The organism is Streptomyces bullii, from assembly GCF_042657145.1.
In the GTDB taxonomy this organism is placed as follows: domain Bacteria; phylum Actinomycetota; class Actinomycetes; order Streptomycetales; family Streptomycetaceae; genus Streptomyces; species Streptomyces bullii.
Genome location: NZ_JBHSNY010000012.1, coordinates 199,340 through 212,703 on the forward strand (window position 1 = coordinate 199,340; position 13,364 = coordinate 212,703).

General features: G+C 67.4%; 20 protein-coding genes and 1 pseudogene. 18 read left to right on the forward strand and 3 right to left on the reverse strand.

The window, feature by feature from the left end; all coding sequences use genetic code 11:
- Positions 1 to 128 precede the first annotated feature (128 nt).
- Positions 129 to 1,322: an elongation factor Tu gene (gene tuf, locus ACFPZJ_RS31595; protein ID WP_381028795.1), complete on the forward strand. Its 1,194-nt coding sequence runs from the start codon at positions 129 to 131 to the stop codon at positions 1,320 to 1,322.
- A 438-nt stretch (positions 1,323 to 1,760) separates the two neighbouring features.
- On the opposite strand, the pseudogene ACFPZJ_RS39850 reads toward tuf, so the two are convergent.
- Positions 1,761 to 2,118 (reverse strand): annotated as a pseudogene (locus ACFPZJ_RS39850) (helix-turn-helix domain-containing protein); the annotation flags it as partial.
- On the reverse strand, positions 2,072 to 2,728 hold the full coding sequence (locus ACFPZJ_RS31605) for an ATP-binding protein (RefSeq protein WP_381029003.1): 657 nt from the start codon (positions 2,726 to 2,728) through the stop codon (positions 2,072 to 2,074). The pseudogene ACFPZJ_RS39850 and the gene ACFPZJ_RS31605, both read right to left, overlap by 47 nt.
- 156 nt (positions 2,729 to 2,884) lie before the next feature.
- Here ACFPZJ_RS31605 and ACFPZJ_RS31610 point away from each other — a divergent pair, with 156 nt between their 5' ends.
- Positions 2,885 to 3,760 carry a helix-turn-helix domain-containing protein gene (locus ACFPZJ_RS31610; RefSeq protein ID WP_381028801.1) on the forward strand — a complete coding sequence of 292 codons (876 nt, stop codon included), beginning with the start codon at positions 2,885 to 2,887 and terminating at the stop codon, positions 3,758 to 3,760.
- The gene (locus ACFPZJ_RS31615) at positions 3,757 to 3,963 is read left to right on the forward strand and encodes a DUF397 domain-containing protein (RefSeq protein WP_381028803.1); all 207 of its coding nucleotides are present in this window, start codon (positions 3,757 to 3,759) and stop codon (positions 3,961 to 3,963) included. The genes ACFPZJ_RS31610 and ACFPZJ_RS31615 overlap by 4 nt, the downstream gene beginning before the upstream one ends.
- A 67-nt stretch (positions 3,964 to 4,030) precedes the next feature.
- On the opposite strand, the gene ACFPZJ_RS31620 is transcribed toward ACFPZJ_RS31615, so the two are convergent.
- Positions 4,031 to 5,602 carry a carbohydrate-binding protein gene (locus ACFPZJ_RS31620; RefSeq protein WP_381028805.1) on the reverse strand — a complete coding sequence of 524 codons (1,572 nt, stop codon included), beginning with the start codon at positions 5,600 to 5,602 and terminating at the stop codon, positions 4,031 to 4,033.
- A gap of 691 nt (positions 5,603 to 6,293) precedes the next feature.
- Between ACFPZJ_RS31620 and rpsJ the strand changes: the two genes are divergently transcribed.
- From rpsJ to ACFPZJ_RS31695, 15 genes are all read left to right on the forward strand, one after another.
- Positions 6,294 to 6,602 carry a 30S ribosomal protein S10 gene (rpsJ, locus tag ACFPZJ_RS31625; RefSeq protein ID WP_003948644.1) on the forward strand — a complete coding sequence of 103 codons (309 nt, stop codon included), beginning with the start codon at positions 6,294 to 6,296 and terminating at the stop codon, positions 6,600 to 6,602.
- Between the two features lie 18 nt (positions 6,603 to 6,620).
- Positions 6,621 to 7,265: a 50S ribosomal protein L3 gene (gene rplC / locus ACFPZJ_RS31630; protein ID WP_014674369.1), complete on the forward strand. Its 645-nt coding sequence runs from the start codon at positions 6,621 to 6,623 to the stop codon at positions 7,263 to 7,265.
- Positions 7,266 to 7,273: 8 nt separating this feature from the next.
- Positions 7,274 to 7,933: a 50S ribosomal protein L4 gene (gene rplD, locus ACFPZJ_RS31635; RefSeq protein ID WP_381028807.1), complete on the forward strand. Its 660-nt coding sequence runs from the start codon at positions 7,274 to 7,276 to the stop codon at positions 7,931 to 7,933.
- Positions 7,933 to 8,352, forward strand: a complete 420-nt coding sequence (rplW, locus tag ACFPZJ_RS31640) for a 50S ribosomal protein L23 (protein WP_381028809.1) — start codon at positions 7,933 to 7,935, stop codon at positions 8,350 to 8,352. Before rplD ends, rplW begins: the two co-directional genes overlap by 1 nt.
- 40 nt (positions 8,353 to 8,392) lie before the next feature.
- Complete coding sequence (gene rplB, locus ACFPZJ_RS31645; protein WP_365672112.1) at positions 8,393 to 9,229, forward strand: 50S ribosomal protein L2; 837 nt, start codon at positions 8,393 to 8,395, stop codon at positions 9,227 to 9,229.
- Positions 9,230 to 9,241: 12 nt separating this feature from the next.
- Entirely contained in the window at positions 9,242 to 9,523 is a 282-nt protein-coding gene (rpsS, locus tag ACFPZJ_RS31650; protein ID WP_004984529.1) for a 30S ribosomal protein S19, read from the forward strand.
- A gap of 44 nt (positions 9,524 to 9,567) precedes the next feature.
- Positions 9,568 to 9,915: a 50S ribosomal protein L22 gene (gene rplV, locus ACFPZJ_RS31655; protein WP_029380974.1), complete on the forward strand. Its 348-nt coding sequence runs from the start codon at positions 9,568 to 9,570 to the stop codon at positions 9,913 to 9,915.
- Positions 9,915 to 10,739, forward strand: coding sequence for a 30S ribosomal protein S3 (gene rpsC / locus ACFPZJ_RS31660; RefSeq protein WP_030233882.1), 825 nt, complete (start codon positions 9,915 to 9,917; stop codon positions 10,737 to 10,739). The genes rplV and rpsC overlap by 1 nt, the downstream gene beginning before the upstream one ends.
- 5 nt (positions 10,740 to 10,744) lie before the next feature.
- A complete protein-coding gene (rplP, locus tag ACFPZJ_RS31665; RefSeq protein WP_029380975.1) occupies positions 10,745 to 11,164 on the forward strand; it encodes a 50S ribosomal protein L16 in 420 nt (139 codons plus the stop codon).
- Positions 11,164 to 11,388: a 50S ribosomal protein L29 gene (gene rpmC / locus ACFPZJ_RS31670; RefSeq protein WP_007494763.1), complete on the forward strand. Its 225-nt coding sequence runs from the start codon at positions 11,164 to 11,166 to the stop codon at positions 11,386 to 11,388. Before rplP ends, rpmC begins: the two co-directional genes overlap by 1 nt.
- Positions 11,388 to 11,675, forward strand: coding sequence for a 30S ribosomal protein S17 (gene rpsQ / locus ACFPZJ_RS31675; RefSeq protein ID WP_028420769.1), 288 nt, complete (start codon positions 11,388 to 11,390; stop codon positions 11,673 to 11,675). The genes rpmC and rpsQ overlap by 1 nt, the downstream gene beginning before the upstream one ends.
- A gap of 106 nt (positions 11,676 to 11,781) precedes the next feature.
- Positions 11,782 to 12,150, forward strand: a complete 369-nt coding sequence (gene rplN, locus ACFPZJ_RS31680) for a 50S ribosomal protein L14 (protein WP_003998823.1) — start codon at positions 11,782 to 11,784, stop codon at positions 12,148 to 12,150.
- 2 nt (positions 12,151 to 12,152) lie between these two features.
- On the forward strand, positions 12,153 to 12,476 hold the full coding sequence (gene rplX, locus ACFPZJ_RS31685; RefSeq protein WP_029380977.1) for a 50S ribosomal protein L24: 324 nt from the start codon (positions 12,153 to 12,155) through the stop codon (positions 12,474 to 12,476).
- Positions 12,476 to 13,036: a 50S ribosomal protein L5 gene (gene rplE, locus ACFPZJ_RS31690; RefSeq protein ID WP_381028812.1), complete on the forward strand. Its 561-nt coding sequence runs from the start codon at positions 12,476 to 12,478 to the stop codon at positions 13,034 to 13,036. Before rplX ends, rplE begins: the two co-directional genes overlap by 1 nt.
- Before the next feature lie 5 nt (positions 13,037 to 13,041).
- Positions 13,042 to 13,227, forward strand: a complete 186-nt coding sequence (locus ACFPZJ_RS31695) for a type Z 30S ribosomal protein S14 (RefSeq protein WP_003956452.1) — start codon at positions 13,042 to 13,044, stop codon at positions 13,225 to 13,227.
- Positions 13,228 to 13,364: the final 137 nt, after the last annotated feature.

Below are 13,364 nucleotides of genomic sequence, written 5' to 3' on the forward strand. Positions count from 1 at the left end.
GACTCCGGAGCCTCATGGGGCAAACACCGCAATCGCGGGCGTTTGCCCCGGAGCTCCGGGCCATCCAGCAAAGATCACCTGGCGCCGATGAAGTAAGGCGTACAGAACCACTCCACAGGAGGACCCCAGTGGCGAAGGCGAAGTTCGAGCGGACTAAGCCGCACGTCAACATCGGCACCATCGGTCACATCGACCACGGTAAGACGACCCTCACGGCCGCCATTACCAAGGTGCTGCACGACGCGTACCCGGAGCTGAACGAGGCCACCCCGTTCGACAACATCGACAAGGCTCCTGAGGAGCGCCAGCGCGGTATCACCATCTCCATCGCGCACGTCGAGTACCAGACCGAGGCGCGTCACTACGCCCACGTCGACTGCCCGGGTCACGCGGACTACATCAAGAACATGATCACCGGTGCCGCCCAGATGGACGGCGCGATCCTCGTGGTCGCCGCGACCGACGGTCCGATGCCGCAGACCAAGGAGCACGTCCTCCTGGCCCGCCAGGTCGGCGTTCCCTACATCGTTGTCGCCCTGAACAAGGCCGACATGGTGGACGACGAGGAGATCCTGGAGCTCGTCGAGCTCGAGGTCCGTGAGCTCCTCTCCGAGTACGAGTTCCCGGGCGACGACTGCCCCGTCGTCAAGGTCTCCGCGCTGAAGGCCCTCGAGGGCGACGCGCAGTGGACCCAGTCCGTCCTGGACCTCATGAACGCCGTCGACACCGCGATTCCGGAGCCGGAGCGCGACGTCGACAAGCCGTTCCTGATGCCGATCGAGGACGTCTTCACCATCACCGGTCGCGGTACGGTCGTCACCGGCCGTATCGAGCGTGGTGTCCTCAAGGTCAACGAGACCGTCGACATCATCGGCATCAAGCCGGAGAAGACCACCACCACGGTCACCGGCATCGAGATGTTCCGCAAGCTGCTCGACGAGGGCCAGGCCGGTGAGAACGTCGGTCTGCTCCTCCGCGGCATCAAGCGCGAGGACGTCGAGCGCGGCCAGGTCATCATCAAGCCGGGCTCGGTCACCCCGCACACCGAGTTCGAGGCGCAGGCCTACATCCTCTCCAAGGACGAGGGTGGCCGCCACACGCCGTTCTTCAACAACTACCGCCCGCAGTTCTACTTCCGTACGACGGACGTGACCGGCGTCGTGACCCTCCCCGAGGGCACCGAGATGGTCATGCCGGGTGACAACACCGAGATGAAGGTGGAGCTCATCCAGCCCGTCGCCATGGAGGAGGGCCTGAAGTTCGCCATCCGTGAGGGTGGCCGGACCGTGGGCGCCGGCCAGGTCACCAAGATCGTCAAGTAAGTTCCGCTTGCTTGAGGGTCGCGTGACCTGACAAGGCCTGAGGGGCCCGTACGACTTCGGTCGTGCGGGCCCCTTTGCCGTGCGTCCGACCGCCGGTCACATGTCGCCCGTGGCGGGTGCGCCCGCCCGCGCGCACGCGGGCTCCGCCCTCAGTCCCGGTACCGGGGGGAGGCGCCCTGCTGCGCGTCGTCCGGGGCCATGGTCATGGCGCTCGCTCCTCGTCGTCCGGGCCCAGGGGCGCGGATCGACACGTTCCCGCCACGCGGCCTCCGGGAGCTCGCCCGGATCGGATCGGCAGCCCCGGCAGCGGCCGGGCTGTGGTGCCCCGAAGTGCGGTACCGCGGGAAGGGGCTTGGCCCCCGCGGCAGGCCGTTGCTTGGGGACCGGGTGGGTTCGGTGTCCGGGCTCGGCGGTGCGGTCGCGCTCGGCGGTGCGGTGTCCGGGCTGGTTGCAGGAGATCGTGCGGGTGACGATCCGGCCGCCGGGGACGCGTTCGCGGACGCGGCGCAGATAGCCGTGGGTCTCCAGCTCGCGCAGGGCGGCGGCGATACGGGTCGTGCCCTCGAGGAAGCGGGCGGCGAGCGTCTTGATGTCGACGCGGGCGCCCGCGGGGAGGGACTGGAGGTGCACCGACAGCCAGATCGCGAGGAGCGAGAGCTCCGGGTGCTGGGCGGTGGTTGCCGACCACGGTGAAGCGGGTGATGTGGCGGGCGTTGTCGTGCACCAGGCCGGTCCTGCTTCCTCGGTGGTCAGGCCCTCGATCGGGATCGCTGGTCCCGGCCGGGGGCCGTCGCATGTCTGCGGTTGTGTTGCGCCGGGCGTAGGGCAGGCAACGGCTCCCGGATCCAGCCGAGTTGGTGATGTCCACCCGCGCGGGTGAGGTGCGCGCGGTGGCGTCGCGGCGGACGGGAGGGGTGGGGCTTGGCTGGGTTCCTTTCACCGTCGTGGTCTTCGGAAGTGACCACTTGAGGCACCGGAGCGCGTGCTGTCGGGCTCCGGTGAGACGTCGAGTTCGGCCAGACCGTCTTGCGGGGCGGCAGGCCCGGAGTCACGCCCCAGCGGTCGGCTAGCGCGCCGACGAGGAGCAGCCCCCGGCCGGACTCGGCGTCCGGAGCGGGGAGTCGGCTCGTCGGCAGGCGGTCGTCGCGGGTGTCCGTCACCTCGATGCGGAGGGTGCCGGCGACGACGTACATCAGGAGACGGAAGTCGCGGCCCGGGACGCGGCCGTGCGTGGCGGCGTTGGTGGTCAGTTCGGCGACGACCAGCCGGGCCGGGTCCAACGGCACTCCCCAGGAACGCAGTTGCTCGGTGGCGAGGAAACGGGCCAGACGTGCGCCGCGCGGGGTCGGGGAGAGCTGGACGCCGAAGCTGCGGAGGGGCGAGGTGAGTTCGGGGAATTTCTGCATCACGTCACTCAGCGTGGCGGCGCCTGCGTACGGTGAACAGTGACTCAGCGGGTGCGTACGGTGACTGTCCGGAGCTTGTCCGGTGGTGTCCGGGCTGTCGGGACGGGACCTACGGGTAGGGCGTCGCTGCACGGTCGTACGACGGAGGGGTACGGGATGACGGTCGAGGCGGAGACAGGTCGGCTCAGGAGCGAGGCGGACGAGCCGGGTTGGGAGGTGGACCCGGACGACGAGTGGGGAGTCGCGGTCATCACCACGGTCGGGCGGCAGCTCAAGCTGCGGCGGGAGGCGGTCGGGATGCGGGCCGCGGAGTTCGGGGCGGCCGTCGGGTACGGCGAGGACATGGTCTACAAGATCGAGGGCGGAAAGCGGATCCCTCGGCAGGAGTACTTGGTCGCTGCGGACGAGGTGCTGCGGTCGGGTGGGCTGATCGCGGCGGCTTGGGAGGACGTGAAGAGGGTCCGGTATCCCAAGAAGGTGCGGGAGCTGGCCAAGCTGGAATCGCAGGCCGTCGAGATCGGGGTGTACGAAAGCATCAGCATCAACGGCCTGTTGCAGACCCCGGAGCACGCGCGAGCGCTGTTCGAGTCGTGGCAGCCTGCGTACACACCGGAGGAGGTGGAGCGCCTGGTGGCTGCTCGCATGGCTCGGCAGTCCGTGTTCGACCGGTCGCCCGCTCCGGCACTCGGATTCGTCCAGGAGGAGGCGACGCTCCGCCGCCCGGTCGGAGGCACAATGGTCTGGCGTCAGCAGCTTGAGCGCCTGCTGGAGGTGGGGCGGTTGCGCAACGTCACGCTTCAGGTGATGCCAACGAGCAGTGAGGCCCACCCCGGTTTGAACGGAAGGATCGAGGTGCTGAAGTTCGGGGACGGCAGTGCAGTGGGTCGGTCCGACGGCGCGTTCAATGGCCGACCGACCTCTGATCCGAAGCAGATCCGGATCCTTGAACTGCGCTATGGCACGATCCGGGCGCAGGCTCTCCCACCACGGGAGTCGCTGTCCTTCATTGAGCAACTGCTGGGAGAAACATGATCCGCAAGTCCTCCACCGGGGACGCCTCCGCACTGGCGTGGTTCAAGAGCAGCTACAGCAGTGGCCCCGATGGCGACTCCTGCCTGGAGATCGCCATAGCCTCCCGCACCGTTCACGTCCGCGACTCGAAGCACGCCGACGGACCTCGACTCGCCGTGACACCGGAGGCGTGGGCCGGCTTCGTCACCGGCGTTCGCACGTAACAGCCGGGGCCGCCCGCTGTATGCGGGGCGGCGCCACCGCCTTCAGGGGGCAGTGGCGCCTACCGCGTCACCCGAACGTCACCACCAGGCGGCCGTCCGAGGCGAAGGACCACCGCATGGTGCCGGCGTACGAGGAGCAGCGGGAGCCGTTCGAGCCCATCCAGAACTGGTTGGAGCTGTCGGCGTTGCCGACGATCCGGTCGTTCGTGCCGCTGCCGCTGCGGCAGGAGGTGTTGTTCTTGAACACCGACGTTCCGGCCTCGAAGTTGAAGTTGCGCTGCGCGTTGTCGACGCTGACGTTGTCCGACACGGTCATCGAGCCGGGGTTCCTGTTGTAGGTGAACCCGTGCTTGCCGTTCTTGTAGGCGATGCTGCGGCGGACGACGTGATTGACCCCGATGTCCTCGCCGCCGAGCTTGTAGCCGTTGCGGTCACCGTTCGCGTTGACGGTGCCGTCGGACAGCGTGCCGTTGCTGTACGCGAGGGAGTCCTCGATGGTCACCGGGCCGATCGCGCCCGTGTCCGACTTGGTGTAGAGGTCCCAGCCGTCGTCGATGTTGTTGTGGGCGACGGCGTACCGGAAGACGTTCCCGGGGCCCGACGTCAGCTTCGCGGCGAAGCCGTCGGCGTCCTCGCCGTCGGAGTCGGCGTTGTCGTGCGACTCCGCGCTGAGGATCAGGTTGTTGGACGGCCACTGGTCCTTGGGCGTGCTGGAGAGCATGCGCGAGAGCTGCAGGCCGGTGTCCCGGTTGTAGCGCGTGATCGTGCGCTCGAAGATGTTGTTGCTGCCGCCCACGAAGATCCCGTTGTCACCGGCGCGCTCGACGACGAGGCCCTTGACGTGCCAGTACGACCCGTTGACGGCGAGGCCGCGGTTGGCCGGGTCCTCGGCCTGGGCCGAGAAGTTCAGTACGGGGGTCTCGCCCGGGTAGGCGGTCAGCGTCTTGCGGGCGCTGGATGTGCCGTTGTTGCCCTGCGCGATGGTGACCGTCTGGGAGTAGCGGTACGTGCCGCCGCGCATGTAGATCGTGCCGCCGGCGGCGACGCGCGTGAGCGCCGAGGTGAGCGTGGTCGGGTCGGACTCCGTACCGGCGGCGTTGTCGGTGCCGTTCGGTGAGACGTACAGGGCGCCGCTGGTCGTGGGCGGCGGGGTGGTGGTGCCGCCCGTCTCGACCTCGATGTAGTCGACGTTGGGCAGGCCGGCGGAGGTGGTCGGGTTGAGCCGGACGGTGTTGCTGCCCGACCGCAGCGACACGGTGAGCGTCTTGGTCGCCCAGGTGCTCCAGGCGCCGGTGGCCTCGAACGACGCCGACGCGGCGGTCGAGCCGTTCACGACGACGTCCGCGGGGCGGGCGGTGCCGCTGCCGTTGGCGAAGCGGACCCGAAGGGTCGCGGTGCCAGCGGCGGGCGCGTTCACGGTGAACTGGGCGTAGCCGCCCGTGGAGTTGGTCCCGTTGCAGAATCCGCTGCCGGAGTAGCCGGACCAGTCGGAGTCGATGGTGCCGGTGCAGACCGCCGGCGAGGTCTCGGCCTCGTACCGGGTGGTGGCGGCCTGCGCCGTGGTGCCGGACAGTGCGACGAGCGTGCCGGTGAGCAGGCCGGCGCATGCGATGACGGGGCTGACGTGTCTCCGTTGCATCGTTCGTCTCCAGAGTGGCTCGTCTACCAGGGCTTGGGTGGTGGGGCTGTGGTTCATCTCCTCGAAGGGGAAAGCGCTTTCTTGGACGTTAAAAGCTTGTTGCGGGCACGTCAATAGACGGGTACTTGATCCTTATTCATGTCCTTGAACAAAAGCGTCGCGCACTGTGCGGAGAGACACTGAACGTCGGGCGGCGCGATTCAAGGGGTGGCAGCGGGCGAACGGGGCCCGCGTGCGGCGTCAGGGGGAAGCCGCCAGCCGGAGGCTCGTCCCGCCCTTGGTTTGATCCATGTCACCCCCGGGGTATTCTCTCCGGCTCGATTGGCATCCTCGCTGCCCCGTATGGCAGACTGTCCGAGTTGCTCGGTCGAGTGTTGATGCTGCGCGCCTCCCGCCGGGGGGACCGGAAGCGAGTCCCACAGTACTCGTCGTCTCAACTGCCACACGGCAGCGCTGAGGCGGACGTACGGGAATCTTCCGGGAAGCGTCGGCGCGGCACCGGCCAGGCACCCGGTGGGCCTTTCGTCCCCGACTCGCGGTTCCGGCAGGGCCGTGTGCAATCCCGCAGGGATGTTCGATCAAGGGACATCTGTGTCAGCGGGAGTGCGACACGCCCGACCGCGTGGGTCGGAGAAACGCAAAGCAGCACTGGGTTCCAGAGCGTAAAGAGAGACAGGACTACGAAGTAGCCATGGCGGGACAGAAGATCCGCATCCGGCTCAAGGCCTACGACCACGAGGTCATCGACTCCTCGGCGAAGAAGATCGTCGAGACGGTGACCCGCACTGGTGCGTCGGTCGCGGGCCCGGTGCCGCTGCCCACTGAGAAGAACGTGTACTGCGTCATCAAGTCGCCGCACAAGTACAAGGACTCGCGCGAGCACTTCGAGATGCGCACGCACAAGCGCCTGATCGACATCCTCGACCCGACCCCCAAGACCGTTGACTCTCTGATGCGACTCGACCTCCCGGCCGGTGTCGACATCGAGATCAAGCTCTGAGGCCGGTGATCTGAAGAGATGGCTAAGCAGATCAAGGGCATCCTGGGCGAGAAGCTCGGTATGACTCAGGTCTGGGACGAGAACAACCGTGTCGTCCCGGTGACCGTCGTCAAGGCCGGGCCGAACGTCGTCACCCAGGTCCGTACGAACGACGTCGACGGCTACGAGTCCGTCCAGATCGCCTTCGGCGAGATCGACCCGCGCAAGGTGAACAAGCCCCTCAAGGGCCACTTCGCCAAGGCCGACGTCACCCCCCGTCGTCACCTCGTCGAGATCCGCACCGCGGACGCCTCCGAGTACACGCTGGGCCAGGAGATCACCGCCGAGGTGTTCGAGGCCGGCGTGAAGGTCGACGTGACCGGCAAGAGCAAGGGCAAGGGCTTCGCCGGTGTCATGAAGCGCCACAACTTCCGTGGCCTCGGCGCCGGACACGGCACCCAGCGCAAGCACCGCTCTCCCGGTTCCATCGGTGGCTGCGCCACCCCGGGCCGTGTGTTCAAGGGCCTCCGCATGGCGGGTCGCATGGGCAACGAGCGGGTCACCACCCAGAACCTGACCGTCCACGCCGTTGACGCGGAGAAGGGTCTGCTGCTCATCAAGGGCGCGGTTCCCGGTCCGAACGGCGGCCTCGTCCTGGTCCGCACCGCGGCCAAGGGGGCCTGAGGTAACCGATGAGCACTGTTGACATCCTTTCGCCGGCAGGCGACAAGGCCGGTACCGTCGAGCTCCCCGCGGAGATCTTCGGCGTTGAGAAGGTCAGCATCCCGCTGATCCACCAGGTCGTCGTCGCGCAGCTGGCCGCTGCCCGCCAGGGCACCCACAAGACCAAGACCCGCGGTGAAGTCCGTGGTGGCGGCAAGAAGCCGTACCGCCAGAAGGGCACCGGCCGCGCCCGTCAGGGCTCGACCCGCGCGCCGCAGTTCGCCGGTGGTGGCGTCGTGCACGGTCCCGTGCCGCGCGACTACTCGCAGCGCACCCCGAAGAAGATGAAGGCTGCCGCTCTGCGTCACGCCCTCACCGACCGGGCGCGTCACAACCGCATCCACGTCGTCACCGGCGTGGTCGAGGGCGAGACCCCCTCCACGAAGGCCGCCAAGAGCCTGTTCGGCAAGATCAGCGAGCGCAAGAACCTGCTCCTGGTCGTCGACCGCTCCGACGAGGCCGCGTGGCTGTCCGCCCGCAACCTGCCCCAGGTCCACATCCTGGAGCCGGGCCAGCTGAACACGTACGACGTTCTCGTCTCGGACGACGTGGTCTTCACCAAGGCCGCTTTCGAGTCCTTCGTCGCCGGCCCGCAGAAGGCCAACGACACCGAAGGGAGCGAGGCCTGATGGCTGCCCGTCACCCCTCCATCGCCTCGAAGGCCGCCAAGGCGGCCAAGGAAGCGCGCGTCAAGAAGGCGCGTCGCCAGGCCGCCGAGGGCAAGAACACCGTCGAGACGCCGCTGAGCAAGTCGTACACGGACCCCCGTGACGTCCTGCTCAAGCCGGTCGTCTCCGAGAAGAGCTACGCGCTCCTCGACGAGAACAAGTACACGTTCGTCGTCGACCCGCGTGCCAACAAGACCCAGATCAAGGAGGCCGTCCAGTCGGTCTTCTCGGTCAAGGTCACCGGGGTCAACACGATCAACCGCCAGGGCAAGCGCAAGCGGACCCGCACGGGCTTCGGCCAGCGCGCGTCCACCAAGCGCGCGATCGTGACCCTCGCCGAGGGCGACCGTATCGACATCTTCGGCGGTCCGACCTCCTGACGGAGGTCCGGATCGTCCGATATCGGACGAGGACTGAGAAATGGGTATCCGCAAGTACAAGCCGACGACTCCTGGCCGTCGTGGCGCCAGCGTCGCCGACTTCGTCGAGGTCACGCGGTCCACGCCGGAGAAGTCGCTGGTTCGCCCGCTGCACAGCAAGGGCGGCCGTAACAATTCCGGTCGTGTGACCGTCCGCCACCAGGGTGGTGGCCACAAGCGCGCCTACCGCGTGATCGACTTCCGTCGTCACGACAAGGACGGCGTGCCGGCGAAGGTCGCGCACATCGAGTACGACCCCAACCGCACCGCGCGCATCGCGCTCCTGCACTACGCGGACGGCGAGAAGCGCTACATCCTCGCGCCGCGTGGCCTGAACCAGGGCGACCGCGTCGAGAACGGTCCCGGGGCCGACATCAAGCCGGGCAACAACCTCGCCCTGCGCAACATCCCGGTCGGTACCACGCTGCACGCCATCGAGCTGCGTCCGGGCGGCGGCGCGAAGTTCGCCCGCTCCGCCGGCGCCTCCGTGCAGCTGCTCGCGAAGGAGGGCGCCTACGCCCACCTGCGCATGCCGTCCGGCGAGATCCGCCTGGTCGACGTCCGCTGCCGCGCCACCGTCGGCGAGGTCGGCAACGCCGAGCAGAGCAACATCAACTGGGGCAAGGCGGGCCGCAAGCGGTGGCTGGGCGTTCGCCCGACCGTCCGTGGTGTGGTCATGAACCCGGTTGACCACCCGCACGGTGGTGGTGAGGGCCGGACCTCCGGTGGTCGTCACCCCGTGTCCCCGTGGGGCAAGAAGGAAGGCCGTACTCGTTCGCCCAAGAAGGCGTCGAACAAGTACATCGTCCGCCGCCGCAAGACGAACAAGAAGCGCTAAGGACGGGTTGAGATGCCTCGTAGCTTGAAGAAGGGACCCTTCGTCGACGACCACCTGATCAAGAAGGTGGACGCCCAGAACGAAGCCGGTACCAAGAACGTCATCAAGACCTGGTCCCGCCGCTCGATGATCGTCCCGGCCATGCTCGGCCACACGATCGCGGTGCACAACGGCAAGACCCACATCCCGGTGTTTGTCACCGAGTCGATGGTCGGCCACAAGCTCGGCGAGTTCTCGCCGACCCGCACCTTCCGGGGCCACGTCAAGGAAGACCGGAAGTCGAAGCGCCGCTAGTCAGCGGGGTGCGAATGACCATGACAAACATCGAAGGGACAACCATGGAAGCCAGGGCCCAGGCGCGGTACATCCGCGTCACGCCCATGAAGGCCCGCCGTGTGGTGGACCTCATCCGTGGCCTGAACGCCACGGAGGCTCAGGCGGTCCTGCGTTTCGCCCCGCAGGCCGCGAGCGTGCCGGTCGGCAAGGTGCTGGACAGCGCCATCGCCAACGCCGCGCACAACTACGACCACACCGACGTCGACAGCCTCTATGTCTCCGAGGCCTACGTCGACGAGGGCCCGACCCTGAAGCGGTTCCGTCCGCGTGCCCAGGGCCGCGCCTACCGGATCCGTAAGCGGACCAGCCACATCACGGTGGTCGTCAGCAGCAAGGAAGGAACCCGGTAATGGGCCAGAAGGTAAACCCGCACGGGTTCCGGCTCGGTGTCACGACCGACTTCAAGTCGCGTTGGTACGCCGACAAGCTGTACAAGGACTACGTCAAGGAAGACGTCGCCATCCGTCGGATGATGACGTCCGGCATGGAGCGCGCCGGCATCTCCAAGGTCGAGATCGAGCGCACCCGTGACCGTGTGCGTGTGGACATCCACACCGCGCGTCCGGGCATCGTCATCGGCCGCCGTGGCGCCGAGGCCGACCGCATCCGCGGCGACCTCGAGAAGCTCACGGGCAAGCAGGTCCAGCTGAACATCCTCGAGGTCAAGAACCCCGAGACCGACGCTCAGCTCGTGGCCCAGGCCGTCGCCGAGCAGCTCTCCTCCCGCGTCTCCTTCCGTCGGGCCATGCGCAAGAGCATGCAGTCCGCCATGAAGGCCGGCGCCAAGGGCATCAAGATCCAGTGCGGTGGCCGCCTCGGCGGCGCCGAGATGTCCCGCTCGGAGTTCTACCGCGAGGGCCGCGTGCCCCTGCACACGCTCCGCGCGAACGTGGACTACGGCTTCTTCGAGGCCAAGACGACCTTCGGCCGCATCGGCGTGAAGGTCTGGATCTACAAGGGCGACGTCAAGAACATCGCCGAGGTCCGCGCCGAGAACGCCGCCGCCCGTGCCGGCAACCGCCCGGCCCGTGGTGGCGCCGACCGCCCGGCCCGTGGTGGCCGCGGTGGCGAGCGGCGCGGTCGCAAGCCGCAGCAGGCCGCTGGTTCCGAGGCCCCCAAGGCCGAGGCTCCCGCGTCCGCCGCTCCGGCTGAGAGCACCGGAACGGAGGCCTGACCACCATGCTGATCCCCCGTAGGGTCAAGCACCGCAAGCAGCACCACCCCAAGCGCAACGGCATGTCCAAGGGTGGCACGCAGGTTGCGTTCGGCGAGTACGGCATCCAGGCGCTGACCCCGGCGTACGTCACGAACCGCCAGATCGAGGCGGCTCGTATCGCCATGACCCGTCACATCAAGCGTGGCGGCAAGGTCTGGATCAACATCTACCCGGACCGCCCGCTCACGAAGAAGCCGGCCGAGACCCGCATGGGTTCCGGTAAGGGTTCTCCGGAGTGGTGGGTCGCGAACGTCAAGCCCGGACGCGTCATGTTCGAGCTGTCGTACCCCAACGAGAAGATCGCCCGTGAGGCGCTGACTCGTGCGGCCCACAAGCTGCCGATGAAGTGCCGGATCGTCAAGCGCGAGGCAGGTGAAGCGTGATGTCGGCCGGTACCAAGGCGTCCGAGCTGCGCGAGCTGGGCAACGAGGAGCTTCTGGCGAAGCTCCGCGAGGCCAAGGAAGAGCTGTTCAACCTCCGTTTCCAGGCGGCGACGGGTCAGCTCGAGAACCACGGCCGTCTGAAGGCGGTCCGCAAGGACATCGCCCGGATCTACACCCTCATGCGTGAGCGTGAGCTCGGCATCGAGACGGTGGAGAACGCCTGATGAGCGAGAACAACGTGACTGAGCAGAACACCGAAGCGCGCGGCTTCCGTAAGACCCGCGAGGGTTACGTCGTCAGCGACAAGATGGACAAGACCGTCGTCGTCGCCGTCGAGGACCGCGTCAAGCACGCGCTGTACGGCAAGGTCATCCGCCGTACGAACAAGCTCAAGGCGCACGACGAGCAGAACGCCGCGGGTGTCGGCGACCGCGTCCTCCTGATGGAGACCCGGCCGCTGTCCGCGACCAAGCGCTGGCGCGTCGTCGAGATCCTCGAGAAGGCCAAGTAATCCCTCCTAGGGGGACCCCCTAGGCATCGTTCCGCCAGGCTCGGCAGGGGCCTTCCTCGGCAGAGGGAGCCCCTGCTGGGAACCGGCAGACAACCAGGAGATAGACGTGATCCAGCAGGAGTCGCGACTGCGTGTCGCCGACAACACGGGTGCGAAGGAGATCCTCTGCATCCGTGTGCTCGGTGGCTCCGGTCGCCGCTACGCGGGTATCGGTGACGTCATCGTCGCCACCGTCAAGGACGCGATCCCCGGTGGCAACGTGAAGAAGGGTGACGTCGTCAAGGCGGTCATCGTTCGCACCGTGAAGGAGCGCCGCCGTCCGGACGGCTCGTACATCCGCTTCGACGAGAACGCCGCCGTCATTCTGAAGAACGACGGCGACCCTCGTGGCACCCGTATCTTCGGCCCCGTGGGCCGTGAGCTGCGCGAGAAGAAGTTCATGAAGATCATCTCCCTCGCGCCGGAGGTGCTGTGAGCATGAAGATCAAGAAGGGCGACCTGGTCCAGGTCATCACCGGTAAGGACAAGGGCAAGCAGGGCAAGGTCATCGCGGCCTTCCCCCGTGAGGACCGCGTCCTGGTCGAGGGTGTCAACCGGGTCAAGAAGCACACCAAGGCCGGTCCGACGGCTCGCGGTTCGCAGGCCGGCGGCATCGTGACCACCGAGGCCCCCATCCACGTCAGCAACGTGATGCTCGTCGTGGAGAAGGACGGCCAGAAGGTCCCGACCCGGGTCGGTTACCGCTTCGACGACGAAGGCAACAAGATCCGCGTTGCCAAGCGGACGGGTGAGGACATCTGATGGCTACCACCACCGTGACCCCGCGTCTGAAGCAGAAGTACCGCGAGGAGATCGTCGGCAAGCTGCGTGACGAGTTCAAGTACGAGAACGTCATGCAGGTGCCGGGCCTCGTCAAGATCGTGGTCAACATGGGTGTGGGCGACGCCGCCCGCGACTCCAAGCTGATCGAGGGCGCCATCCGCGACCTCACCACGATCACCGGTCAGAAGCCGGCCGTCACCAAGGCCCGCAAGTCCATCGCTCAGTTCAAGCTGCGCGAGGGGCAGCCGATCGGTGCCCACGTCACGCTCCGTGGCGACCGCATGTGGGAGTTCCTGGACCGCACCCTGTCGCTCGCGCTGCCGCGCATCCGCGACTTCCGCGGCCTGTCCCCCAAGCAGTTCGACGGCCGTGGCAACTACACCTTCGGTCTCACGGAGCAGGTCATGTTCCACGAGATCGACCAGGACAAGATCGACCGCGTCCGGGGTATGGACATCACCGTGGTCACCACGGCGACCAACGACGCTGAGGGCCGCGCGCTCCTCCGTCACCTCGGCTTCCCCTTCAAGGAGGCGTGAGCGAGATGGCGAAGAAGGCTCTGATCGCGAAGGCTGCTCGCAAGCCCAAGTTCGGCGTGCGTGCGTACACCCGCTGCCAGCGCTGCGGTCGTCCGCACTCCGTGTACCGCAAGTTCGGCCTGTGCCGCGTGTGCCTTCGTGAGATGGCTCACCGTGGCGAGCTGCCGGGCGTGACCAAGAGCTCCTGGTAATCCCCGCTTTAAGGGATTAGCAGGGCTCTCGGTAAGCAACTGGGTCGGCAGAGCGCCCAGCTCACATGCCTTAGGCTTGTGGGGTTGGGCGCCTGCCGTGCCCGTACGACTTACTACGCCGTAGGTCCACCGCGCCG